At 69.4% G+C, this 24055-nt stretch carries 19 protein-coding genes and 1 pseudogene; 12 read left to right on the forward strand and 8 right to left on the reverse strand.

Annotated features, from left to right (window positions below):
* Position 1 precedes the first annotated feature (1 nt).
* The gene (locus AWQ68_RS11510) at positions 2-2422 is read right to left on the reverse strand and encodes a hypothetical protein (RefSeq protein ID WP_157545151.1); all 2421 of its coding nucleotides are present in this window, start codon (positions 2420-2422) and stop codon (positions 2-4) included.
* A gap of 305 nt (positions 2423-2727) precedes the next feature.
* On the opposite strand from AWQ68_RS11510, the gene AWQ68_RS11515 reads away from it, so the two are divergent.
* From AWQ68_RS11515 to AWQ68_RS11535, 6 genes and pseudogenes are all read left to right on the forward strand, one after another.
* On the forward strand, positions 2728-3963 hold the full coding sequence (locus tag AWQ68_RS11515; RefSeq protein ID WP_157545154.1) for a hypothetical protein: 1236 nt from the start codon (positions 2728-2730) through the stop codon (positions 3961-3963).
* Positions 3964-4300: 337 nt separating this feature from the next.
* Positions 4301-5410, forward strand: coding sequence for a glycosyltransferase family 4 protein (locus AWQ68_RS11520; RefSeq protein ID WP_066938941.1), 1110 nt, complete (start codon positions 4301-4303; stop codon positions 5408-5410).
* 62 nt (positions 5411-5472) lie between these two features.
* On the forward strand, positions 5473-6855 hold the full coding sequence (locus AWQ68_RS11525) for a lipopolysaccharide biosynthesis protein (RefSeq protein ID WP_066938944.1): 1383 nt from the start codon (positions 5473-5475) through the stop codon (positions 6853-6855).
* 185 nt (positions 6856-7040) lie between these two features.
* Positions 7041-7178, forward strand: a pseudogene (locus AWQ68_RS46130) (Trm112 family protein); the annotation flags it as partial.
* Between the two features lie 12 nt (positions 7179-7190).
* Positions 7191-8024: a class I SAM-dependent methyltransferase gene (locus AWQ68_RS11530; RefSeq protein WP_066938945.1), complete on the forward strand. Its 834-nt coding sequence runs from the start codon at positions 7191-7193 to the stop codon at positions 8022-8024.
* A 95-nt stretch (positions 8025-8119) separates the two neighbouring features.
* The gene (locus AWQ68_RS11535; RefSeq protein WP_157545157.1) at positions 8120-10483 is read left to right on the forward strand and encodes a hypothetical protein; all 2364 of its coding nucleotides are present in this window, start codon (positions 8120-8122) and stop codon (positions 10481-10483) included.
* Positions 10484-10549: 66 nt separating this feature from the next.
* Here AWQ68_RS11535 and asnB read toward each other — a convergent pair whose 3' ends face one another.
* Both asnB and AWQ68_RS11545 read right to left on the reverse strand, forming a co-directional pair.
* Complete coding sequence (gene asnB / locus AWQ68_RS11540; protein WP_066938951.1) at positions 10550-12466, reverse strand: asparagine synthase (glutamine-hydrolyzing); 1917 nt, start codon at positions 12464-12466, stop codon at positions 10550-10552.
* Positions 12466-13578 carry a glycosyltransferase gene (locus tag AWQ68_RS11545; RefSeq protein ID WP_066938954.1) on the reverse strand — a complete coding sequence of 371 codons (1113 nt, stop codon included), beginning with the start codon at positions 13576-13578 and terminating at the stop codon, positions 12466-12468. Before AWQ68_RS11545 ends, asnB begins: the two co-directional genes overlap by 1 nt.
* A 440-nt stretch (positions 13579-14018) precedes the next feature.
* Between AWQ68_RS11545 and AWQ68_RS11550 the strand changes: the two genes are divergently transcribed.
* From AWQ68_RS11550 to AWQ68_RS11565, 4 genes are read left to right on the forward strand one after another with little or no spacing between them, the layout of a single operon-like run.
* Positions 14019-15200, forward strand: a complete 1182-nt coding sequence (locus AWQ68_RS11550) for a glycosyltransferase (RefSeq protein WP_066938958.1) — start codon at positions 14019-14021, stop codon at positions 15198-15200.
* Positions 15197-16138 (forward strand): NAD-dependent epimerase/dehydratase family protein, encoded by a 942-nt coding sequence (locus tag AWQ68_RS11555; protein ID WP_066938962.1) that lies wholly within the window; start codon positions 15197-15199, stop codon positions 16136-16138. Before AWQ68_RS11550 ends, AWQ68_RS11555 begins: the two co-directional genes overlap by 4 nt.
* A 58-nt stretch (positions 16139-16196) precedes the next feature.
* Positions 16197-17180 (forward strand): NAD-dependent epimerase/dehydratase family protein, encoded by a 984-nt coding sequence (locus tag AWQ68_RS11560; RefSeq protein WP_245655866.1) that lies wholly within the window; start codon positions 16197-16199, stop codon positions 17178-17180.
* Positions 17177-18211 (forward strand): glycosyltransferase family 4 protein, encoded by a 1035-nt coding sequence (locus AWQ68_RS11565; RefSeq protein WP_066938968.1) that lies wholly within the window; start codon positions 17177-17179, stop codon positions 18209-18211. The genes AWQ68_RS11560 and AWQ68_RS11565 overlap by 4 nt, the downstream gene beginning before the upstream one ends.
* 17 nt (positions 18212-18228) lie before the next feature.
* Here the strand turns inward: AWQ68_RS11565 and AWQ68_RS43510 are convergent, their stop codons facing one another.
* Positions 18229-18381, reverse strand: coding sequence for a hypothetical protein (locus AWQ68_RS43510; RefSeq protein ID WP_169808897.1), 153 nt, complete (start codon positions 18379-18381; stop codon positions 18229-18231).
* On the opposite strand from AWQ68_RS43510, the gene AWQ68_RS11570 reads away from it, so the two are divergent.
* On the forward strand, positions 18380-19579 hold the full coding sequence (locus AWQ68_RS11570) for a tyrosine-protein kinase domain-containing protein (protein ID WP_169808898.1): 1200 nt from the start codon (positions 18380-18382) through the stop codon (positions 19577-19579). The two genes, AWQ68_RS43510 and AWQ68_RS11570, sit on opposite strands and share 2 nt — an antisense overlap.
* Here AWQ68_RS11570 and AWQ68_RS11575 read toward each other — a convergent pair.
* The 4 genes from AWQ68_RS11575 to AWQ68_RS11590 all read right to left on the reverse strand — a co-directional run bounded on the left by AWQ68_RS11575 (position 19557) and on the right by AWQ68_RS11590 (position 22941).
* Entirely contained in the window at positions 19557-20153 is a 597-nt protein-coding gene (locus AWQ68_RS11575) for an arsenate reductase/protein-tyrosine-phosphatase family protein (protein WP_066939470.1), read from the reverse strand. The genes AWQ68_RS11570 and AWQ68_RS11575 overlap by 23 nt on opposite strands.
* 69 nt (positions 20154-20222) lie before the next feature.
* A complete protein-coding gene (locus tag AWQ68_RS11580) occupies positions 20223-20666 on the reverse strand; it encodes a hypothetical protein (RefSeq protein ID WP_157545160.1) in 444 nt (147 codons plus the stop codon).
* 78 nt (positions 20667-20744) lie between these two features.
* Positions 20745-22508: a DUF4012 domain-containing protein gene (locus AWQ68_RS11585; protein WP_066938976.1), complete on the reverse strand. Its 1764-nt coding sequence runs from the start codon at positions 22506-22508 to the stop codon at positions 20745-20747.
* Positions 22495-22941, reverse strand: coding sequence for an LPXTG cell wall anchor domain-containing protein (locus AWQ68_RS11590; RefSeq protein ID WP_157545163.1), 447 nt, complete (start codon positions 22939-22941; stop codon positions 22495-22497). Before AWQ68_RS11590 ends, AWQ68_RS11585 begins: the two co-directional genes overlap by 14 nt.
* 461 nt (positions 22942-23402) lie before the next feature.
* Here AWQ68_RS11590 and AWQ68_RS11595 point away from each other — a divergent pair, with 461 nt between their 5' ends.
* Positions 23403-24041, forward strand: coding sequence for a class E sortase (locus tag AWQ68_RS11595; RefSeq protein ID WP_157545166.1), 639 nt, complete (start codon positions 23403-23405; stop codon positions 24039-24041).
* Positions 24042-24055: the final 14 nt, after the last annotated feature.

Raw genomic sequence — 24055 nt, forward strand, 5'->3', positions numbered from 1 at the left:
TTCACGCCCGCGTGGCGTCCCCTGAAGGGACAGGGTGACTATTGCGAACGCCTTGCGTGGCGCGCGGCACCTCGTAGATCGCGCACCCGGGAGAGCGGAACCGCAGCGTCGCGAACGCGCCGAGTCGCGGGCTGGCGAAGCGCTCGTCGGCGAACAGCCAGCGCACGCCGTATCGGTCGCGCAGCCGCTCGATCGCCTCATGGGACGGCGCGGTGAAGGCCAGATCGTTCACGCGGAGTCGGTCCCGATCCCAGAAGGGGAAGTAATCCTGCAACTGACCTGGCCGCCAGCGGCTCATGTTGGGCCCGGTGAAGGCCCATCCTTCGACCAGCACCCGACGTTCACCGAGCGCTGAGACCCAGAAACGGCGCGCGTCGCACGATGCCTGCACCTCGGTCCTGCAGTGGACATTCGTGGCGACAAGGTCATGCGGATCCGAGTGGGAACGCAGCCATCGGCCCGCCGCCATGGCGCCCTGGGCCGCCGACGTGCTGAGAGCGGCCTGGGCCTCCTGAAACTCGGCCGACGCGCGCGCCTCGTGGAACCCTCCCGCCATCACACGAGGCAGCACCGACAGGACGTGGCCCTGCACATCGGTCTGCAGACCGATCGCCATGGCCGCGATGGACACGAGAGCCCACGCGCGGCGCGCTCCCCCGCCGCGCATCAGAACGGCGAACGCCAGCACAGAAACGGCCAGCAGCACCAGGTAGGGCCGGTAGAGGACGCTGTCCGGCTGCTCAGGCCGCAACGGAATCGTGACACCGCAGACGACGGGGAGCAGGTAGGCGACGGCGATCCCGACCGCGGCCGAGCAGATCGCCGTCCTGCGCGGCACCCCAGCCCGTCGCACCAGCATGAGAAGCCCGTACGTCGAAACGATCGCCAGGTAGGGGTAGGCACCGTACATGAAGAAGAGCTGACTGCGGCCGGGATGCCCGAGCATGAGTGCCGTGCCGAGCCCCACGGCGCCAATGCCGAGCATGAGGATCACGCTGCGGCGCGCGAGGGATCCCGGCCGGCTCAGCAGTCCGAGAGTTCCCGACCACATGGCCACCCAGCACAGCAAGAACACCAACGTGACGCCGATCAGTGCGCCCGCAGAAGGTTCGGCCACCTCGGTCAGCCCGCGCCATTCCTCCCAGGACGTGCGTAGGAAGTAAAGCGGTGCAACGAGCACGGCCTGGCGGGCGCCGCCGAACAGCACGAGCTGGGCATAGAGAAGACAGGCGGCGGTCATCACCAGGGCGACGAGCACGGACCGGGACAACGTCCGGCGTCTCACAACCTCGACGATCATGATCGCCACGAGCCCGGCGCCGAGCATGGGCAGGTAGGTGGCCTTGGCCCCCATCACCGCCAGAAGGAAGATCGCGAGCAGGATCCAGGCGCTCGCGGTGCTCCTCCGCTCCAGAACGTCGATCAGCAGGAGCACGACCGGGGCGAACAGGAGCGCCCCGAAAGTCTGCGTGGGGCTCGTCCACGCGAGGTCCGGCACTCCTCCCCAGGTGAACGACCCGTTCGGCCCCAAAAAGAAGGTCGGGATCCCGACCAGGATCGTACCCACCGTGGCGACCAGTGCGGCGGCCCACGAGCCCGTGACACGTCGCGCGGTCATCCCGATCAGCACGACGAAAGCGGGCAGCATGGGCAGCACGCCGATGCGGGTCACCAGTACGAGCGGCTCCACGCCGGTGATCCAGCTCGACGCCGCGAAGTGCGCGTAAACGAACCAGTGATAGGAGAGCGGCTCTCCCGCGACCATCGGCACGGTCGGCGGCATCTGATGCTTCAGTTCACCGGTCAGCGCCAGGTGAAACGCCACGTCCGGCGGGGAGGAGGCGAGTGCGGGCCAGGTGAGCGGCGTCACGGCGAAATAGGAGGCGGCACCCCACGCGATCAGATAGAGAACCAGCAGCGCGAGCGACCAGGAGAACCAGAGGGGGGTCGTCAGGTAGGTGCGCCGTCCGACTCTGCAGTGCCGGCGCAGGCGCGGGACGGCGAGAAAGACGGCATAGGTGGTGACGGGCCAGGCCAGCACCAGCAGGGGAAGGCCGACCGCGCGGGCGGCGATGTAGGTGAAGATCTCGACGGCGTAGCCCAGGGCCAGCCCGAGGGCGATCTCTTCGACGCGCGTACGGCGGCCCTTGTACAGAGTTCGGATCAGGAGCACGCCGGGGACGGTGAGGCAGAGGAGCACGTATGCGGTGAAGACGACCAGGTCGCGGAGGGAGACGCCATAGTGGAGGAGCACCGCGACGCTGAGCCCGGACGTCGCGATCGCGGGCCGCCACCGGGACGTCAGGAAAGCGGCCGCCCCCCGGCGTCGGCCGGCGAGCCGTCCGCCGTCCGCGGATCCGCCCGCGTCCGCGAGCGGCGCAGGCGTGGGTGAGCCCGGGTCAACGGGCGAGATCGTCTCCATGGCCGCAAGACTGGCGACACGCATGCCGGGAAGCGGTGCCGACACCGCCTGACCACCGTTTCATTACCAGGCCTTTATTGTCATCGAGGCCGTTTTTGCGGACGAGGAACCGTTCACGTGTCCCCAGCGCCGCGCCGTCGTTACCCGCCGCACGCGCTTTCGATTCTTTACGGGGACTTGAAAATATCAGGCGGGCATGTGTTCAGCACCGTTCAGACTCCCCCGATTACAGTGGCCGGGCGTCACGGAACGTCCCCGCCACAACATCATTCGGGTGATTATTTGTGGAGTACATAATTGTCGCGGTGGCCGCGACGATACTCGTCTTCCTCGTGCAGTCCTGCCTGCATGGACACGTGGCACGACGGGCCTTACGGGTGCTGCTCCTGGCCTTCGTCGCGCGATTGGTCATCCACGTTCTGGTCGTGCGGAGCCTGCTGCCGTATGGGGGCGATAACTACACCTATGGGCAAAGGGCACTGGAGATCGTCGCGTACTGGGAACGTGAGGGCTTCCAGTTCGTCACCTCCGACCAGATCCCCAACCTTTACTCCGTGGCGGTGCCCTGCAACGTCTTCGCGCTCATCATCTATGTGTGCGGCGGCCCGGCTCTCCTGGCCTGCACGTCCGTGATAGCGCTCATGGCGTGTGCTCTGTGCATCGTCATGTACAGGTTCGCCAGGCTCATCGGCGCCGACGAGCGTTCCTCCTACCGCCTCCTCGTCCTCATGGCGTTCATGCCGGCGTTCCTGCTGCACACGTCGGACACGTTCAAAGACGGTTTCAATGTGTTCCTGGTCGTGGCGTGCCTGGGGCTGGCCACGTCGAACGTGCAGAGATTCGACATCCGGAAAGTGCTGTTGCTCGCACCATTGCTGTGGGCTCTGTGGAACGTACGCCCCTACATGGTGTTCATGTGCGCGCTACCGCTCGTCCTCGGTTTCGTCGGGGCCAGACGCGCTCTCCCCTTCTGCACCCTCGCCCTTGTCGCCGGGCTGCTGGCATCCTTCGCGTTCTTCCCGGAAGCTGCTCCGAACGCTGCCGTCGAAACGATGCAGGCACAGCTCGAAATCGGCCAGTCGGAGGCGGTCCGCCTCGCGAACGCGGACACAGGCTCCGGGGTCGTCTTCGACGACGGCGGAAACCCATGGAGCGCGTTTCTGCCGAAACTCTTCTACACCCTGTTGTCTCCCTTCCCTTGGACGGGAGGAAGCATGGTGCTGCAACTCGCGAAAATCGAAACACTGATCTGGTACTACCTGCTCTTCTGCGCGGTGCGAGGAGCACGACAATTGTGGGGTCAGGACCGAAGAGCCCTGCTGCTCCTGCTTCTCTTCATCGTGCCCTGCACGGTGGTGTACGCGACGAGCATGTCCAACATCGGTCTCATCTTCCGACAGCGGTTGCCGATCGTCATGATCGTGAGTCTGTTGTCCGCGGTCTCCTGGACCCGGACTCCGCAGCGCCCTGGCCAGGCCCCGTCCGGCCCTCTCACACCGCCTGCCACCGGACCGGCACGGCGCCGCACCGCTGTGGGGTAAGGCGCCGCTCAGCCCGATCCCGGCCTGGCCGGTTCCTCTTTAGCACCTGTCAAAGGACTTGCAAGAAAACGATCGAGAGGCTGCGCCTGAGCCCGTTCGGGCGGATCGGATCACCAGGCTTGCGCTCATGGAAACAACATCGGCGCGCCTTTGATCCCTGCCCCGCACAAGGGCCGCCGGCCCGGCCGGAGAGATCGCTCTCAGGCCGGGCCCGGGCCGTACCGCCGAGGTCGTCACATCCGCCGGCGCCCGTGCGATCCACCTCCCCCCACCGGCTGCGCGGCCGACGTGGGCGGCGCCGGCTGTTGGTCCCTGACACGCATCACAGGAAGTCGCCATGAGAATTCTGCACATCGGATATCGACTGCCGCCGGAGCCCGGCGGCATGGAGCTCCATGTTGAACGACTCATCCGGGCGCAGGTGCTCCGCGGGCGCGAGGTGATCGTGGCGCACCGGCGCGGCGAGCTTCCGCGAGGGGCGGAACCGATGCCCGTGGCGCGCACCAGGGCCAGCCGGGCGGTGTCCCTGAAGTTCGATGAGATCGCCTTCGCGATGGAGTGCGCCGAGGCGCTCCCCCGTGTTCCCGCGCCCGACGTCATCCACCTGCACGGCGATCATCGGGAGGCGCTCGCGCTCGGCTCCGCCGCCCGGCGCCTCGGCATTCCGCTGATGCTCCACATTCACGGCGCCCTCACCATGCGCCACCGCCCGATCATGCCCTGGGCGTTCCGCCATGTCGGCGGCTTCATCGTGGCGGGGACCCGCCCCAAAGCGGACCTGCACGCCATCGGCGTCCCGGACCGTCTCATCCGCATGACGTCGGCCGGTCTGGACGTCGGCCGGCTCACCGGATTCCGTGACAGCGGCCGGGTCGAGCGCGGGCTGATCGTCAGCGTGGGCTCGCTGGTGAAGGTGAAGAACCACGAGCTGACCATCGAGGCGTTCCACCGGGTGCGGGCCGTACGTCCGGACGCCCGCCTCGTCATCGCGGGAGACGGACCGGAACGCGACCGCCTGCGGCGACTCGCCGCCACCGGCCCGGGGATCGAGTTCACCGGTCATCTCTCCCCCGACCGCATCTATTCGCTGGTGAACCGAGCCGAGGTCCTCGTGCACGCCTCCCAGCGGCTGCGCGGCATAGGCGAGGGGATCCCGAACGCGGCGCTGGAAGCGCTGGCGCTCGGCACCGCCGTCCTCGTCTCGTCGGAGGCCACGCTCGACCCGGTGGTCCCCCGGGACGCCTATCGGACGTTCCGGTCAGGAGACGCGTCCGACCTGGTCGCCCGGCTCCACGCTCTCCTGGACGACGACGAGGCGCGCCGACGGCTGGGCGAGCGAGGCGTCCGCGCCGCCGAGGACCTCGACTGGCCGCTGGTCGCCGCGCGGATCGAGCGCTGGTACGAGATGGTCACCACGCCTCGGATGCCTGTCCTGGCGGCGCGATGACCGGCACCGCGATAGGCCGCAGCCGTCTGATCTTGTCCGTCCGGGCCTGAAGGGATTTCGGCATGTCCGTCACCACTCGCGGTCGATCCGCGCGCCACGTCCGGCTCCCGGGTGGACGACAGCTGCTGACCTTCACGTCGCTGAGCTCGGCCGGGCTCGGCGAGGCCGTGCTCCCCACGCTCAGCCTGATCGCGCTGGTCCGGATGACCGGCGCGCAGACCTCCGGTCAGGTCATCTTCACCCAGTCCGTGGCCGGGCTCTGGTTTCTCGTGTCCAACCCGGGCCTCGAGGACGCGACGCAGCGGTTCGTCCCGCTGGAGCAGCAGCGCAGCGGCAGGGGGTCGGCGCTCTTCCTCCTGCTGCTGCGCTGGAGCACCGGCATCGGCCTCGCCGCGACGGTGGTCGCCCTCGTGGCGATCCTGGCCGCCCGGCTGCTCGGCCTCGTCTCCGGCGGTCTCGCGCTCATGCTCGCCCTCGCCGTCGTCGGACGGGGCGCCATCGTCCCGTACGCGACGGCGGGCGCGGGGCTCGCGCTGGCGAACCGGCTGCGGAGGTTCGGCATGCTGCGCGTGCTGGCCGCGTTCCTGTCCTTCGGCCTGTCGCTCGTGGGGTTGTGGGTCGGCGGTCCCCTGCTCTACCTCGCGGGGCAGGCGGTGGGCGCACTGGCCATGGCCGCCGTCATCTGCCTGACCGCGACGCGGGCGACGGTGTCCGCACTGGGGCCCGTGACGGGGAACGCACGGCTGCCGGCCGGGCTGATCCCGTTCACCTTCCAGACGTCGGTGGGGACCACCGTCGCCGGGGTCTCCGACACGGGCATCCTCACCATCGCGGGCTTCATCGGCGGGCCGTCGCTCGTGACCGTCCTGAAAATCGCGATGGCGCCCGGCCGCTTCTACGCCAACCTGACCATCCCGGTCACGACGATGCTGTACCCCCGGATCACCCAGGCCGTCGCGCAGGGGGCCGGGCCGGCGTTCATCAAACGAATCGTCCGGCGTACCTCTCTGCTGCTCTCGGTGAGCGGGGCGGTGACGGCCCTGGTCGCGTTCCCACTGATCGGCACCGTCATCGCCATGGCGTACGGAGCGGAGTACGCGGACGCGGGCGCGGTGGCGATGCTGCTGCTCGGCGCCGCGTGCGTCAAAGGCATCGCGTGCTGGTCCAACACTCTCGCGCTCGGCGTGGGGAAGCCGGGTTGGCGGCTCACCTATCTCACTGCCGAGGCGGCCCTTCTCGTCGCCGCCCTCCTCCTGGCGCACTGGTCGGCGTCCGGCTCGGCATCCGTCACCGCGGCGACCGCGCTCCATTTCGCGGCGGGGACGCTGGCTCTCGCCGCCCTCGGGAGTGGCTTCTGGCTCGCGATGCTGGGCCCCGTCACCGCCCCCCGGCCGGAGGCGCCCGCCCCGGTGGAGCGGCCGGCTCGCCCCCTCCAGAGAGTGTGACGAGGTGCCCTCCTGGGGAATCGGATCCATGCCGCGCGGGCCGGGCGACCATCACGCGGTTCACCTCGAGACACACCGGCTGAGCACCCACCCCCGGAAGGTGACGCTCCGTACGATGATCCTCACAATTCGCGATCGGACGGCGACGCCACCGCGGTCCTTCCCGTCTCACCGATAGGTGTCCAATGACTCTCTCGAAACACGCTTCCGCCGGCCTGGACACGCCGCGAGCATGGTGGTCCGAGCTTCGCTGCCCGCGCTGTCATGGCGATCTCCGCGCCGAAGGCGGACTGCGGTGCGACGCGTGCCAGACGACGTACCCCGTCGACCGCGGGGTGCCACGCTTTGTCCCCGCGGACAACTACGCCAACGGGTTCGGATACCAGTGGAACCAGCATCGGCTGACCCAACTCGACTCGCACTCCGGTCTGCCGATATCCCGCGACCGGCTCTTCCGGTCCAGCCGGTGGACGGCCGGGGAACTGCGCGGCCGGCGGGTGCTCGAGTGCGGCAGCGGCGCCGGACGGTTCACCGAGGTTCTCTGCGAGACCGGTGCCGAGGTCACGTCCTTCGACATCTCCAGCGCCGTCCACGCCAACGCCGCCTCCAACGGGCGCTTCCCCAACCTGCGGCTGGTGCAGGCGAGCATCTACGAGATGCCGTTCCCGGAGGAGTCCTTCGACTACCTGCTCTGCTTCGGGGTCATCCAGCACACCCCCGACGTCGAGCGGACGTTCAAGACCATGTTCCGCTACCTGCGTCCCGGCGGCCGGTTCTGCGTGGACGTGTACGCGGCGATGGTGGCCTACACGCATCCGCGGCACCTGCTGCGCCCGTTCACCCGGCGCATGCCTCCGGCCGCGCTCTACTCCCTCGTGCAGAAGACGGCGCCGCGCCTGCTGCCGCTGTCCATGGCGCTCCACTCGGTGCCGAAGGCGGGGCCGTACCTGGCCCGGCTGGTGCCGGTCGCCAACCTCAGCTACCTGAACCTGAAGGACCGGCGCATGTTGCGGAACTGGTCCGTGCTCGACACGTTCGACTGGCTCGCGCCCCGGTACGAGAGCCCGCAGACGCGCCGCCGCCTCGAGCGGTGGACCAGGGATCTCGCGCTGAGCGAGGTCTCCATCGAGCGCCATCGCGGCATATACGTCGTGCGCGGTGTGAAGTAGCCATTCGGCCCCGGCGGCACAATCTTTAACAACGAAGAAACCAACAGAACGTGTCCGCTCTCGCCGGTCCGGCGTGAACCATTACGGTACCGCCCATGGACACGGGCCCGCTCATAAACGCTCCAAAGGCAAAATCCGGCGAATTCCCAGGAACCACCGGGCCGAATACGCATTCGGCCCGGCGGCCACGTCCCGCCCGCTTTTCGCGACGCATTCTGATGTCGCGGTGGCTGCCCGCGACTTTTCTCGGCTCATTCACCGTGGCCGCGCTATGTTTTTACGGCGTTTCCGTCCCGGACATCGCCGTATTCGTCACCTATATCGCCCTGGGCCTGACAATTCCCGGCGTACTGGTGATCCGGTCGTTGTACGGCGGCGCCCGATCCCTGGCGGAGGAGATCGCGCTGGGATTGGCACTCGGTTACACGCTCGAACTGCTGACGTACATCCCCGCGCGCGCGGCCGGCCTGCCGTTGCTCGTCCTGGCCTGGCCCGTTGCCACGTACGCGCTTTTCCTCGCCGTCCCCCGGTTGCGCCGGCACTGGAGAGGGTCAGCCCGGCACAGCGCCCCCGTGTGGTGGTCGTGGTCGATCGCGCTGACGATCAGCTATCTGGTCGCCTGGAGCGCGGTGGCCTTCTTCAGAGCGAACGCCGTGACCTGGCCGGCGCTCGGCCTGGCCAATGTCGACGCGTCGTTTCACCTCTCGTTGATCGGTGAGCTGAAACATCACATGCCGCCCACGGTCCCGGCCGTCGCCGGAGAGCCGCTTCTCTATCACTGGTTCGTCCACGCGGAAATGGCCGCGACGAGTTGGGCGACCGGAATCGAGCCGGTCATCCTGCTGCTCCGCCTCGCCATGCTGCCCATGCTGGCGGCACTCATCGTGCTGGTGAGCGCGATCGCCCTCCGTGTCATGAATTCACGACCCGGGGCGCTCCTGGCCGTCCTTGCGGCGATATTCCTGGCCGCTCCCAGCCTCTATCTCGGCAGCAACGGGATATTCACGTGGGGCGGCATTCAGGACGCGGCGTGGATCAGCCCGAGCCAAACATTCGGGGCCGTCCTGTTCGCGCCGGTCGCCCTCCTGCTCATCGATCTCCTCGAAGGGGACGCACGACGCTACGGAAAATGGCTGCTGCTCGCCGTATTCCTCGTCGGGGTGATGGGCGCGAAGGCGACGTACCTTCCGCTGCTGGCATCGGGGCTGGTGGCGGTCACGGCTGTGGAGGCGGCGAGGAGGCGCGGCTTGCCACGATCCCCGCTCATTGCGTTGGGAATGACCGCGGCATGCCTTCTCTACGCGCAGGTCGTGCTGTTCCAGGGTGCCCGGCAGGGAGTGAGTGTCTCCCCCTTCTCCATCACCACACACCTTTGGCGAGATTTCACGGGATTGGCCGACGACGCGCCTCCCGCAGCCATGACCGGCCTCACACTCGTGTATCTGATGTGCTGGGTGGTCACCTGGTGCGGGGTCCTGGGCCTGCTCAGCCGACCCCGTCTTCTCATGCGTCCCGCCGTCGTCGTCATGACCGGCATGGGTGCCGCCGGCCTCGGCGCGGCCCTCCTGCTCGGAAACCTCCACCTCAATCAGCTCTATTTCCTTCGGGCGACGTACCCCTATATGGCCATAGCCTCGGTGTACGGAATCGTCGTCGCCATTCGCAGGTCGCGCGTGTCTCTCGTCACGGCGGCTTCCGCGGCCGGGGCCGGCGCCGCCGCCGCCTATCTGATCCCCTTCCTCTGCGGCGTCGAGATACCGCTACGCCCGGGCCAGCCGGCCATGCTCGTGTATCTGCCCTACGTCGTACTCCTGGCGCTTCTCACGCCGACGGCGATCATCCTGATCGTGAAACGGGGCCGTACGGGTTGTGCCCTCACGTTGTCGATGGTCGCCGCGATAGGTTTGCCGGCGGAGGCGCACGCGCGCGTCATGTCGGTGCTGCACGCACCCGCTGTAGCCGGAGCGGCGGGAACGCCAGGGCCAGTGGTGGAGGCGGCCATTCCACAGGGCGCCCTGGCCGCTGGACGATGGCTGCGCGATCATTCGAATCCGGATGACCTTGTCGCCACGAACGATCATTCCCGTTGGGGAACGCCGGATTCCTGCGATCTCCGCCATTCCTGGGTGAGTGCCCTGACCGAGCGGCGCGTGCTGGTCGAAGGATGGGCGTACACCAGGACGAACTGGGACCGTCTGCGGCCGGGGGAAGGTCCGGAGTGCACGCGTTTCTGGGACACGGCACGACTGCGATCGAATGACGAGGCGTTTCTCACACCCTCCCGCAAATCTATCCAGCGGCTGCGAGCAGACTATGGCGTGCGCTGGCTCTTCGCGGACGAGCGGAACGCCGGTCGAGCGCACGACATCGCGAACTACGCGACCTTCCGGTTCCGTTCCGGCGATTTCGCGGTCTACGAGATCCCGGATGACCCGCGTGACTCCGCACGACGCATATGAGACGCGTACGACACGAATGAGGGGCACCGCCGTCGCGGTGCCCCTCATTCGTTCGCTGTCAGCCCCTCACGAGCCGGTCGCGTCTCCCGCACCCGCCGCGGCGAGCCGGTTCCCCTGAACGGCGCGCGCCCGGTGCCAGAGCTCGAACTGCACCAGGGACCAGAGGATGGCGCTGTGGTCCGCTCCCGCCATGTGCCGCTGCAGCAGATCGCGCACGGCCCGCGGCCGGAACAGCCCCCGACCGCGCGCGGTGCCGTCGGTGAGCACCTCCCAGGCGAGTTCCCGCAACTCGCCGCGCAGCCAGGCCGCGAGCGGGACGCCGAACCCCTGCTTGGGGTAGCGCAGCAGCTCCGGCGGCAGCCACGGCTCGACCGCGCGCCTCAGCAGCACCTTCGTCTGGCGGTTACGGACCTTCAGTGAGGCGGGCAAACCCGCGGCCCATTCCATCAGGTGGTGGTCCAGCAACGGGGACCTGCCCTCCAGCGAGTGGGCCATCGTGGTGGTGTCGACCTTGACCAGCAGATCTCCCGGGAGATACGTCAGGACGTCGACGTCGAGCGCGCGGCCGAGGTCCGTCCCGGCGCGCGAGCCCAGGAAGAGATCCTCTACCAGGGCGCCGCTGTCGACCTCGGACAGCAGGACGCGCAGTTCGTCGCTGTAGATCCGCCACTTCTGGTCCTCGGTGCAGCAGCACATCAGCCCCGCGTACCGGCGTGACGGCGGCTCGGCGGCGAACTTGACGAGACGGCCGAGGCGACGTTGGAACGTGCCGTAGTCGCTCCGCTCCACGATCGCGGCGCCGAGCCTCGCGCCCACCGCGGCCAGGGAGCGCGGCAGCGTGGGGATCCGCCGCGCCATGTTCATGAGGGCGTAGCGCTGGTAACCGCCGAAGGACTCGTCCCCGCCGTCGCCGTTGAGCGCGACCGTGACGTGCCTGCGGCTCAGCTGGGCGACGTAGAAGCTCGGGATCGCCGAGGAGTCGGCGAACGGCTCGTCGAACTGCGCGGCCAGGAGCGGCAGCACGTCGAGCTTGCCCTGCGTGACGACCATCTCGTGGTGATCGGTGCCGTACCGGTCCGCCACCATCCGCGCCTTGTGGCGCTCGTCGTACCTGTCCTCCTCGAACCCGATGCAGAACGTCTTGATCGGCTCGCGGCTCTGCATCGCCATGGCGGCGACGACCGCCGACGAGTCGATGCCGCCGGACAGGAAGGCGCCGACCGGGCGCTCGCTCACCATGCGGATCCTGGTGGCCTCCAGCAGCAGCTCGCGCAGCCGCTCCTCCTCCTCGCGCTCGTCGGCCACCTCGCGGGTGGCCGGGTCGAGCGTCCAGTAGCGGTGCAGCGTGACGCGGCCCCGCTCCCAGACGAGCACGTGGCCCGGCGGGAGCTTGTGCGCTCCCTGGTAGATCGACCACGGCGCCGGAACGTACTGATAGGAGAGGTAATGGTGCAGGGCGACCGGATCGGTCTCACGGCACATGCCGGGATCCTGCTCCAGCGACTTGAGCTCGGAACCGAACCAGATCGTGTCGCCGTCCGACCGCCAGTACAGCGGCTTCTTTCCGACGCGGTCCCGCGCGAGCACGAGCCGTCCCCGGGCCCGGTCCCAGATCGCGAAGGCGAACATCCCCCGCAGCCGATCGACCATGTCGGCGCCGTACTCCTCGTAGAGGTGCACGAGGCATTCGGAGTCGCCGGTCGAGCGCAGCGTGTGCCCGCGGTCGGCCAGATCCCGCCGCAGCTCGGCGAAGTTGTACAGCTCGCCGTTGAAGACGGCGACGACCTGCCCGTCCTCACTGTGGACGGGCTGGTCACCGGTCATCACGTCGATGATCGCCAGGCGGCGCATCCCCAGCGCCACCCGGTCGTCGTTGTAGAAGCCCGCGCCATCGGGGCCGCGGTGCGCGATCACATCGCACATCCGGCGGACCAACTCCGGATCGGGCGCCGTCGTCGATGCGATCCCCGCGATTCCGCACATCAGGCTTTCACGCTCCTGGCCAGGTCCTGGTAAAGCTCTTCGAACCACTCCGCGGTGCCGGCCATGTCGACGCTGTCCACGCTGGCCAGGGCTCCGGCCCGCAAATCACGGTGCGTCCGCGGCTCCATCGCCTGGAGCACGGCTCTCGCGAGCGCTTCAGGCGAGCCCGGCTCGGTCAGGAGCCCGTTCCGGCCCGAGATGATCAGATCGGGCAGTCCCCCGACCTCCGTGGAGACCACGGGCACCCCCGCCGCGAGCGCCTCCATCACCACGACGGGCAGGCCCTCATAGTGGGAGCTGAGAACCAGCAGGTCGGCCGCGGCTACCAGCCTTCTGGCGTCGGGAACCGGGCCGAGCACGCGCACGTGACCGCCGAGGCCCCGCTCCCCCACTTCGCGAGTGATGTCGTCCAGCAGCGGTCCGTCGCCGGCGAGCAGGAAGACGGCGTCCGGACGGGTCCGCACCACCTCGCCGGCCGCCTGGAGCAGCATGCTGTGGTTCTTCTGCGGCCGGAAGTTGGCCACGCAGGCGCACAGGAAGGCGTTCTCGTCCACGCCGAACTCGCGCCGCACGGCGCTCGCCCGGGCGGCCCATCGCGACTGCTCCCCCACGTCGACGCCGTGCATGCGGGTCAGCACGTGACGGGCCCCGATGACGGCGCGCGACCGCGCCACCTGCGGTGACACGGCCACGGTGCGGTCGTCCAGCCCTCGGGTGAGCCGGTCGAGGTACATCGTTTTGGGCCACCACTCGCTGTGGACGGTCGAGACGAGCGCGGGCCGGCCCTTGGCGAACCTGAGGAACGGACGGAGCACGATGGCGGGCGCCGGAGAATGCACGTTCAGCACATGCGGCGCGATCCGGCGGACCGTGGTGACAAGCCTGGCGTAGACCAGCGAACGCGGCCACGCGCTCAGGTCGATGACTGTTATCCCGGCTGAGCGCAACCGCTCGATGAGCTCATCGGTCGACGCCCGCAGGCAGATCACCGTATAGCTCACACCGCAGTTCAACCCTCGTTTCCGGGCCACAAGGAGCCGCTCGACCAGCAGCACCTCCGCGCCTCCCACGTTCAGGGTCTTCACGACTTCGCACACGCGCAGATCGCTCACCGCGCGCCCGCCCGGCGCGTCACATCGTCGTGACCACAGCGGGAATTTGAATGACAGCCCATATGACTTCACCTACCGATCCTTTGTCCGCGCCATCCGGAATCGCGGTTCGCGGTGCGGGAGACCTATCGCGGCGACGTGCCGTGCGCGCCGGGGGACGTGGAAAGCAAAATCGTCGGGAGAGCCGGGGACAAGCGAAACACGCCCCCTTGACCTCTCCTTTCCGCCGAACTCGGGCGGCCCATCCATACGCCGGCCGTCGCGGTTCGTACGCGTACGACGTGCACGGTTGCCCAGGTCGGCCCGCCGGTCAGGGACGCTCATCATGTTCGGGTAGCGAATTCGGAAACTCTTCGCCGCCACAGTGAGCGCACCGTTGGGAAGCCTCGCGGCCAAGTTAGCTTCTCCGGCGTGAAGCAGGCTTGTCAGCAAGGAGTCCGATGAAGACGGGCAGCCGGATTCGTGTCATGGAAATCATCGCCCGGATGAATGTCGGCGGCCCTGCCACGCAGGTGCTGGGGCTGTCGGAGGGGTTGAACCCGGAGGAATTCGACCACCGTCTTTACACCGGCTACGTCGACGGCGACGAGGGCGACCATCTGCGCCTGCGCGACACGTCCGTACGGGTGCACCGGGTGCGCGGGCTGGGCCGGTCGATCAATCCCGGCGACGACATCCGCGCTCTCTTCCGGTTGGTCAGCGCCATGCGACGGTTCCGTCCGCACATCGTCCACACGCGTACGGCCAAGGCCGGCGCCCTGGGCCGTACGGCGGCGCGGCTGTCGGGCGTGGGGGCGGCGCGGGTGCACGTCTTCCACGGCCACCTGCTGCATGGGTACTTCTCCCCCCTCAAGCTGGGCCTCTACGTGCGGACGGAGAAGGCGCTCGCCGCGATGACGGACCGGCTGGTGACCGTCGGCACCCAGGTGCGCGACGAACTGCTCGCCGCCGGGATCGGCCGCCCGGAGCAGTACCTCGTCATCCCGCCCGGCGTACGGCTGGGCCCGGTGCCGAGCCGGGAGAAGGCCCGCGCGGAGCTGGGGCTCCCCCACGACGCGCCGGTCGTCGCCTACGTGGGCCGGCTCACCCGGATCAAGCGGCCCGACCGGTTCCTCGACGTGGCGGGCGCGGTGCTGGCCCACGTTCCCGGCTGCCGGTTCGTCATGTGCGGCGACGGCGACCTGCGCGAGGAGGTGGAGCACGGGATCGCCCACGACCGGGACTCCTTCCACATGGTGGGCTGGCGGAAGGACGTCGAGACCGTCTACGCGGCGGCCGACGTCGTGCTGCTGACCTCCGACAACGAGGGCACGCCGCTCACGCTCGTGGAGGCGGGCATGGCCGGGACCCCGGTCGTCGCCACCCGCGTCGGCAGCGTCGCGGAGGTGGTGCGCGACGGGCACACCGGGCTGCTGGCCGCGCCCGACACCGCCGAGCTGGCCGGACACGTCGTGCGGCTGCTGTCCGATCCCGACACCGCCGCCGAGATGGGCGCGACGGCCCGCGACTGGACGACGGGCGCCTTCGGCGTCGAACGCCTCGTCGCCGACACGGAGGCCCTGTACCGATCACTTCGCGGCGCCTCCCGGCACCGCCTTACACCGGAGGGAACCAACACATGAGGATCCTTGTGACGGGCGGCGCCGGGTTCATCGGCGCGAACCTGTGCCGTGCGCTCATCAACCGGCCCGAGGTCGAGAGCGTCACGGTGCTCGACGATCTCAGCACCGGAGACCGGCGGAACGTCGAGGACATCGGGGTGGAGCTGGTGACCGGCAGCATCCTGGACCGGGGACTGCTGGCGGAGCTCGTCCCGTCCGTGACCACGGTCGTGCACCTCGCCGCGCTGCCTTCCGTGCCGAGGTCGCTGCTGGATCCGCTGGCCTCGCACACGGTCAACGCGACGGGCACGCTCCACGTCCTGGAGGCGTGCCGGGCCACCCGGCCGCACGTGATCCTCGCGTCCTCGTCGTCCGTCTACGGGAACAGCTCGGAGCCGTACAAGCACGAGAACCTGGCCACCCGGCCGCTCAGCCCGTACGGCGCCAGCAAGCTCGCCACGGAGGCCTACGCCCTGGCGTTCGCGGAGAGCTTCGGCCTGCGGGTGCTGCCCTTCCGCTTCTTCAACGTGTACGGCCCCATGCAGCCGGCCGGGCACGCGTACGCGGCGGTCATCCCCGCGTTCGTGTCCGCCGCGCTCGCCGGCGAACCGCTGCCCGTCCACGGCGACGGCACGCAGGCGCGCGACTTCACCTACGTCGGCACGGTGGCGCAGGTGCTGACCGACGCGGTCGTCCGCCGGGTGGGCAGCGACACCCCGGTCAACCTCGCGTACGGGAGCCGGATCTCGCTGCTGTCCCTGAAGGACGCCATCGCCGCGGTGCTCGGCCACCCGGTCGAGGCGACGTTCCTGCCGCCGCGCGTCGGCGACATCCGCGAGTCGCAGGCGTCGCCCCGGCTGTTGCTCGACCTGTTCCCCGACGTGCGGCCGGTGCCGCTGGAGGAGGGGCTGCGCCTGACCGTGGAGTGGTTCGAGAAGACCGCCGGCGGGCGCGCCTGATTCCCGCGCGCCGCCGATCTGTTCACCCTCTCATCGCAATATGTCCCAGGAGAATTCAGTGGCCAAATCACCAAGTAGCACGTACCTGATTACTGGAGGGAGCGGTTTCGTCGGCTCTCATCTGAGCGACGCGCTTCTCGCCCGCGGTGACTCGGTCGTGGTTCTCGACAACCTGTCGACAGGCCGGCTCGAAAACCTCACCCCGCACCCGAACCTGCGTTTCGTCCAGGGATCGGTGCTGGACGAACTGGTGGTCGACGAGCTCGTCCATCAGTGCGACGTGGTCGTCCATCTCGCGGCCGCCGTCGGGGTCAAGTTGATCGTCGAGCAGCCGCTGCGCTCGCTCACGACGAACATCCGCGGCTCCGAGATCGTGATCGAGGCGGCCCACCGCTATCGCCGCAAGATCCTCGTGACCAGCACGAGCGAGATCTACGGCAAGAACTCCGGCGGAGCGCTCGCCGAGTCCGCCGACCGGATCCTCGGCAGCCCGACGGTGGCCCGCTGGGCGTACAGCACCGCCAAGGCTGTGGACGAGATCCTGGCCAACGCCTACCACAAGGAGCGCGGCCTGCCGGCGATCATCGTCCGCCTGTTCAACACGGTGGGGCCGCGACAGAGCCCCGCGTACGGCATGGTCATCCCGCGCCTCGTCAGGCAGGCCGTCAGCGGCGCTCCCCTCACCGTGCACGGCGACGGCACGCAGACCCGGTGCTTCGCGCACGTCGAGGACGTCGTCCGCGCGCTCCTGCTGCTCCTGGACAACGACGACGCGGTGGGGCAGACCTTCAACATCGGCGTCGGCGACGAGGTCAGCATCCTGGAACTGGCCAAGCTGATCAGCGAGATGGCGGGCAGCACGTCCCGGGTGGACCTCATCCCCTATGCCGAGGCGTACGAGCGGGGGTTCGAGGACATGACGCGGCGGGTGCCGGACACGACGAAGCTCCGGACGCTCACCGGCTGGGCTCCCACGCGGACGCTCGACGACATCCTGCGGGAGACGATCGACGAGGCCCGCGCCGAGGCATCCCAGCGGTGAACGGCGTCACCGTCGCGGGCACGGGGACGGTCGCGTTCCTGCTGGCCACCGGTGGCACCCACGCGCTGGGACGCCTGGCGCTGCGCTGGGGCATCACCGACCGGCCCGGGGGCTACAAGACGCACGTCCGGCCCGTGCCCTACCTCGGCGGCATCGCGATCATGCTGGGCACGGTCGTGCCGGCGCTCGGGCTGCTCGGCTTCTCCGATCCACGCACGACCGCCGTCATGATCGGCGGGATCGCGATCGCCCTGCTCGGCCTCGTCGACGACATCTCGCCGCTGCCCAAGACCACGCGACTGGTGGTCGAATCCGTGACGGCGACCGGGGTCGTGCTCAGCGGGGTCGTGGCGTCGATCACCGGGACCTGGCTCGACGTGCCGATCACCGTCGTGTGGATCGTCGTCATCACCAACTCCTTCAACCTGCTCGACAACATGGACGGCGCTCTCGGCGCCATCATGCTGGCGGGCGCCGCGCCCCTCGCCGTGACGGCGTTCGCGCGCGGCGAGTACGGGACCGGGCTGCTCCTGGTCACCCTGGCGGCCTCCGGCTTCGGCTTCCTCCCGCACAACTGGGCGCCGGCGAAGGTGTTCATGGGGGACGCGGGATCGCTGTTCATCGGATTCACCACCGCCTGCCTGGCGGCCCTGCTGGTCACCGGCGAGGGAACGGGCACGGTGATCGCCGGGGTGCTGCTTCCGACCTTCGTCGCCACCGTCGACACCGGCGTGGTGACGCTGTCGCGCAAGAGGGCGGGCCGTTCGGTGTTCCAGGGAGGGGCGGACCACGTGTCCCACCGGCTACGCCGGCTCGGGTTCGGCGCCAGGCTGACGGCGCTGCTGCTCGCCTCGGTCGCGGGGGCGAGCGGGACGCTGGGCCTGGCCACCGCGTTGCACTGGATCTCGCCGATCGTCGCGGTGATCGCCGCCATCGTCTCGGCCCTCGTCCTCATCACCCTGCCACAGCGGGTGCCCATCTACTCGCGACCCCAGCAACCTCCTAAAGTCACATATGAAAGGCGACCTTAGACCGTGGAACTCCTCCATTACCTACGCCTTATCCGCAAGGGCTGGCCGCTCATCGTGCTGTCCTTGATCCTCGGGAGCGTCAGCGCGGCGGTGCTCACGGCGAGAACGCCGCCCACGTACGTGGCATCCATCACGATGATGGCGTCCGGCACCGTGAAGGAGTCGGACATGTCTAACGCGTTCCAGTCAGGGGCGCTGTCCGCCCAGCGCATCACGTCCTATGCGAGCCTGTTGACGAGCCGGCGCATGATCAGCAAGATCACCACTCCGGCCGATGTTGACCGTCTCCAGTCGGCAGTCACGGCAGAGGTCATCCCAGGAACCGTTTTCCTTCGCGCCACCGTGGTCGACAGCGACCCCGTGCGCGCCGCGCAGGCCGCCAATGCCCTCGGCGACGGGTTCCCTCGGCTGGTCGATCAGATCGAACGGCCCACCCCGCGAAGCCGGCCCTCCGTCAAGGTCACGGTGGTCGACCGGGCGACTGTCCCCCACGTCCCGATCAGTCCCAATCCGCTGGCCAACCAGGCGGTCGCCTTGCTGCTCGCGCTGCTCCTGGCACTGGGTGTGCTCGTCCTGCGCGACCGGCTGGACACGACGATCAAAACCATCGAGATGCTGCAGGAAACGTCGCATACCTCGATCCTCGGGATCATCGGCTACGAGCGGGACGCCGGGCGGTATCCCCTCATCGTCCGGGAGACGGGCCACTCCTCCAGGGCGGAGGCGTTCCGCTCCTTGCGGACGAACCTTCAGTTCATCGGGGTCGACCGGCCGCCGAAATCACTCCTCATCACCAGCTCCCTGCCCGGTGAGGGCAAGTCCTCGACGTCCGTCAACCTCGCGATCACGCTGGCGCAGGCCGGTTGGCGGGTGGTTCTGGTGGACGCCGACCTGCGGCGGCCGCGGATCCCGAGCTACCTCGGGATCGAGGGCGGCGTCGGGCTCACCGACGTGCTGATCGACAAGAGGGGGCTGAGCGACGTCATCCAGACGTGGGGCGACCCGGGCATCTCCGTGCTGCCCTCCGGGAAGATCCCGCCCAACCCCAGCGAGCTGCTCGGCTCACAGGGCATGCTCACGGTGCTCACCCAGCTCACCCAGAACTACGACATGGTGCTCGTCGACGCGCCGCCGCTGCTGCCCGTGACCGACGCCGCGGCGCTCGCGGCCGTCTGCGACGCCACGCTGCTCGTCGCGAGATACGGCAAGACCCGGCGCGAGAACGTGGTCCGCGCCGGAGAGCTGCTGACATCGGTCAACGCCCGGCTGGTCGGCGCGGTGCTGAACTTCACCCCGGCGAAGATCGGGCAGTACTACGGCTACGGATACGGATACTCCTCGGACGTCAAGACGCCGGTGAACGCGTGAGGAGCGTGAGCGGGACGGACAACGCGTCGGCGATCGTCCGTCCCGCCACACGGTAGGCGCGCCGGGAGCGACCGAAGGGGTCGGCGATATCGGGCTGGTCCACGCGGACCAGCCCGCGGCGCGCTCCGGCCTCGGCCACGAGCGTGCGGGCCCGCTGTACGGGATCCTCGTGACGGGTGATCGCCTCGGCCGGCACGCTGCGGGTCAGCACGCCGAACTCGGCGATGGTGAAGACCCGGGAGACGGCGGGAGGATGCAGGGCCGCCACCTCGGCCCGGTGCTCGGCGGTGGCCGCGAGCACGAGATCGGAGCCGGTGACCAGTTCCTCCGTCAGCGGGCGGGAGGCGAACCCGCCGGGATCGCCGCCGAGCCGGACCAGCGCCTGCCGCGCACGCTCGGGCATCTCCATCCCCGGCGCGGCGCGGGTGCCCGCGCTGGTCACCCGGATCGGCGAGCCCGCTCCGAGGGCGGCCCGGGCCAGCCGCTCCGCCATCGGCGAGCGGCAGATGTTGCCCGTGCACACGAAAAGGACGTGGAAGCCCTCATCGGCTTCCACGTCGGCCTGTGATGCCATCGGCGGCACCGCCTCCCCCATCTGGAACCGCAGCGCCCGGCCGCGCGGGTCGTCGAGCGCTGTCGATCGTCATCGTGCCGTGTCCCGGCACGGGATCCTGTGCGTCCGTAGGAACGGAGAGCACTCCTGGTGGGGAGCCACCGGGCGCCACCAGCTCTCCCCGTCGTCGTGACCGTCCGCCACCGGCTCGTCGTGCTTCTTCGCGGCCTTGCGCCGCAGGGCCTCGCCGGCGGCGATCCCGGCGGCTTTCGGGCCGGTGTCCTCCCCCTCCGTCCGGGCGACGGTCCGGCTGTAGCGCCCGCTCTCCGCGGGAAACCGGGTGAACGCCTCAGGACCGCCCTTGACGCTCCGCACGTACGAACCGAGCAGCGCGTGACCGCCCGCGAGCGTACCCGCGGAGAGGACCAGGCAGGTGACGCCGCACCCGATGATCGCCCGGCACATGCTGCGCCTCCTGAGCAGCGCCCTCCCCGCGGGATCGGTGATTTCTCCGGACTCGCGCGTACCCTCCATGAACGCGACGGTAGATCGTCGTCGCCGGGCGGCTCTCCATGGCACGCCGGGGTTTACCCTTTCCGGCATCGCCACCCGTCACGACGACGGCGCCGGGCACCCCTGGTCGTTCTCCGTGATCCTGGTGCGCTGGGGCTGGACGAGCGGCTGCGCGGGAACCGCCGGCGGCGTGGCGGAGACGGGTTCCACCAGCTTGAACTCCAGCGTCCGCGCCTGCCGGGGGGCGAACTCCAGCAAGGTGGAGTAGACCGGATGGGATCGTTCCGCCTCGACGATGACGCCGCTCTTCCGGCCGTCCAACCGCACCCCGCTCAGCCTCGCGCCCGGGCTGGCGTACAGCGACACCCAGAGCAGGTTGGAGCCCGGGGCGTGACGTTGCTGCGGCGAGTCGAGCCGGGCGGTGACGTAATCCGGCAACGCCCCGCGCGGCACGTCGTTGTCCAGCCGGACGCGCACCGTCGTGGCGCGCGTCCCGTCGGCCTGGCACGCGCCCAGGTCGTAGGTGACGGACCGCTGGAGGTAGTAGTCGAGCTTGCTTCCGGCCGAGTTGTTGACCACCAGCCCGGCGAAGGGACCCGGCCGGCCCGGAAGCACGCCGCCCAGCGGCGTGGCGGCCAGCCGTCGCTCCACGGCGGCGTCACTGCTCCAGACCTGGATCCTCCGCTCGTCCACGAGCCGGGACAGGACCGGCAGGAGCCGCTGGGGATCGGCGAGCGCTTTGCCGATCTGTTCGCTGACGGCGCCGGCGACCGTGATGAGGAACTTCTTGCGGTCCCCCCGGTCCGGGTAGCGCTCGTAGGCCGTCCGCTCGGTCAGATCGACGACGTTGCCCGCGGTCACCGCCTCGCCGTCCGGCAGGGTGACGGGCCCGATCAGCTCCAGGAGGTAGGAGAGGCCGATCGGATCGGTGGCGATGGCGCCGTCCAACCGCTGGCCGAACCGCCGCTCCCAGAGCCGCGTCCAGGTCGCCGCGGCGTACGGGAAGTGCGGCGAGAGGTTGGAGACGGACAGCATCGAGGTCGCGCTCGGCCCGTAGCGTGCGCGGTACGCGGCCCCGTGGTCGATGACCGGCTTGGGGCTCTCCAGCCCGTTGTCCGCGGACAGGCGCGTGACGCCGACCTTGCCCCGGTCGGCGCTGAGGATGCCGTACGCGCCGATCAGCCCGCCGGTCGCGCGCGACTCCGCGTTGGTCTGGAATGCGAGGAAATAGCGGCGGGGGCCGTCGTGGCCCAGCATCGGCGGCAGCAGCGCGGCGGCGTCCGCCGCTGAGCGGAGCCGGTCGCGCAGCCGGTCGGCCTCCTCCAGCACCGTTTCCCTGGCCTGGTCCAACTGGCCCACCCCGGTGTCGGCCGGCGTGGCGGCGAGGCGGTCCCGCGCCCAGGCGACCCGGGCGACGCCGTCGTCCAGCGTCGGGGACGCGGCGGCGAGCCGGTCGAGGACCTGCCGCGTGTCGTGCACCGACAGGGATTTCGCCGCCATGAACGGCGCGGCCTCCTGGTAGACCCCGCCGAGCACGTCGCTGATCTCGGCGACGGCCTCGGCCAGCCCGCCGACGGTGGCCGCCGCGTCGCCCACGAAGGGGGCGTGCGCGATGAGCCACCAGTCGCGGCCGCTGGTCAGTTGCCGGGCCTCGGCCGCGTGCCGCCGCGCGTCCGCCAGTGGTCCGGCCATCTGCCGAGGGTCGTCAGTGTCGCGCGCCAGCAGCAGCGCGGTCTTCGCGGCCTCCAGGTGATCCCGCGCGCTCAGCCCGAGATACGCCGACCAGCCGCCGGCCAACACGAGGCCGGCGGCTGGAAGGGTCAGGCCGAAGACGGCGATCCGGCGACGGTTAACGACCCGCATGGGCGGATCGGCGACGCCTCGCGGTGAGGACGAGCCCGGCCGCGGCGGCCGCCAGCAGTCCCCCGCCCGCGGTGGCCAGGGCCGCCACGGGCGCGCCGGTCATCGGCAGTTCGCCCTTGGCCTGGCAACCGCTGCAGCCCCCGCAGCTGGGGCTGCAGTTGCCGCTGCTGCTCGACCAGCTGCTGTTCCGGTTGTTCTGCCGGTTGCGCTGGTGCTGTCGGCCATGCTGCCGGTGGCTCTGCGCCTGCTGCTGGTGGATGGTCTGGTGCACGTTCGCGTGCAGGTTGGGTAGCGGCGGGTACGGCTGCCCGAGCACGACGCCGTTCGGCACCGGCAGGGCGGCTTCTGCGCTCGCCACCCCCATGGGTCCGAACGACAGCGCCCCGGCGGCCATCATCGACAACAGAATAGGTATTGCATTTTTTCGCGCCATTCAGGACTCCCTGAGGATAAGAGGTCACGCGATGGGCGATTTCCCCCGGAATACCGGGACAGGCTCGCCACGTAAGCTTTATATGCGCCCGCCGGAGAAGCACTCCGGCGGGCGCGGGGTTCTTACCCAGCGATCACCGAGCGTTCTCGAATTGTTGACGATCATCTTCTCGCGGTGGCACGGAACCGGTCGGCGCGTGGAGAACCCGCCCTACCCCCTTTACCGGCGGGTCTCCTCGTCCATTTTCGCGGGCTTTATAGCTACAGGTCGGTTATCGCATGGCCTATCGCGATGCACGGCGGTTTCTCCGGGGATTAATGCCGCAAAATGCCCGGAAAGCGACATGTCACCGACGCGGCGGCGTCGCTAAAGAATCAGCCAACGCCCCGCCGGAGCCACCTCTCGGCGCTCCCGCCCGGCGATACTCGACGCGTGCGTGATCAGCGGAAACCGACAGCGCCGTGAGGGCCGCCATCCGATTCGTCAGCGAACTCGGCATCACCGCCGGGGTCGTGCTGCTGATGTTCTGCGCGTACCTGCTCTGGGGCACCGGCTCCTACACGGAGGAGCACCAACGGGTCCTGCAGCGGCAGTTCGAGCAGGAGATCCAGCGGAGCGTCCACGAACACAAGGGGAAACGGACCCTCGGCGCGATCAAGCTCGGCGGCGCCGTCGCGCTGATCCGGATCCCCCGGCTCGGCGCCGACTACAAGTACGCCGTGGTCGAGGGCGTGGACGCCGAGCACCTGCGCGAGGGGCCCGGCCACTATCCGGGCACCGCGATGCCCGGCGAGATCGGGAACTTCGTGGTCTCCGGCCACCGGACGACGTATCTGGCGCCGTTCAATCGCATCGGCGAGCTGAATCGCGGCGACGAGATCGTGGTGGACACCCGCGAGGCCCGGTACACCTACCGGGTCACCGAGAAGGAGGTCGTCCTCCCCACCCGGCTCGACGTGGTCGCGCCGGTGCCGGGACATCCCGCCGAACGGCCCACCCGAGCGCTGATCACCCTGACCACGTGCAACCCGAAGTACTCCGCGGCCGAGCGGCTCATCGTGCACGGCCTGCTCGCCGACCGCGAGAAGCGCCGAGCCTGACCCCACCGCGTGAC

The organism is Microtetraspora fusca (assembly GCF_001570365.1).
In the GTDB taxonomy this organism is placed as follows: domain Bacteria; phylum Actinomycetota; class Actinomycetes; order Streptosporangiales; family Streptosporangiaceae; genus Microtetraspora; species Microtetraspora fusca.

Excerpts from the sequence above, each read along its gene's own strand:
- AWQ68_RS11575 (WP_066939470.1), bottom strand. The coding sequence starts at position 20,153 with ATGGCATCACAGGCCGACGTGGAAGCCGATGAGGGCTTCCACGTCCTT.
- asnB (WP_066938951.1), bottom strand. The coding sequence starts at position 12,466 with ATGTGCGGAATCGCGGGGATCGCATCGACGACGGCGCCCGATCCGGAG.
- AWQ68_RS43510 (WP_169808897.1), bottom strand. The coding sequence starts at position 18,381 with ATGTCCGACTCCTTCACGGTGCCGGACGCCATCATCGTGATGGATGCC.
- AWQ68_RS11550 (WP_066938958.1), top strand. The coding sequence starts at position 14,019 with ATGAAGACGGGCAGCCGGATTCGTGTCATGGAAATCATCGCCCGGATG.
- AWQ68_RS11525 (WP_066938944.1), top strand. The coding sequence starts at position 5,473 with ATGTCCGTCACCACTCGCGGTCGATCCGCGCGCCACGTCCGGCTCCCG.
- AWQ68_RS11520 (WP_066938941.1), top strand. The coding sequence starts at position 4,301 with ATGAGAATTCTGCACATCGGATATCGACTGCCGCCGGAGCCCGGCGGC.
- AWQ68_RS11580 (WP_157545160.1), bottom strand. The coding sequence starts at position 20,666 with ATGGAGGGTACGCGCGAGTCCGGAGAAATCACCGATCCCGCGGGGAGG.
- AWQ68_RS11590 (WP_157545163.1), bottom strand. The coding sequence starts at position 22,941 with ATGGCGCGAAAAAATGCAATACCTATTCTGTTGTCGATGATGGCCGCC.
- AWQ68_RS11570 (WP_169808898.1), top strand. The coding sequence starts at position 18,380 with ATGTCTAACGCGTTCCAGTCAGGGGCGCTGTCCGCCCAGCGCATCACG.
- AWQ68_RS11555 (WP_066938962.1), top strand. The coding sequence starts at position 15,197 with ATGAGGATCCTTGTGACGGGCGGCGCCGGGTTCATCGGCGCGAACCTG.
- AWQ68_RS11585 (WP_066938976.1), bottom strand. The coding sequence starts at position 22,508 with ATGCGGGTCGTTAACCGTCGCCGGATCGCCGTCTTCGGCCTGACCCTT.
- AWQ68_RS11535 (WP_157545157.1), top strand. The coding sequence starts at position 8,120 with ATGGACACGGGCCCGCTCATAAACGCTCCAAAGGCAAAATCCGGCGAA.
- AWQ68_RS11510 (WP_157545151.1), bottom strand. The coding sequence starts at position 2,422 with ATGGAGACGATCTCGCCCGTTGACCCGGGCTCACCCACGCCTGCGCCG.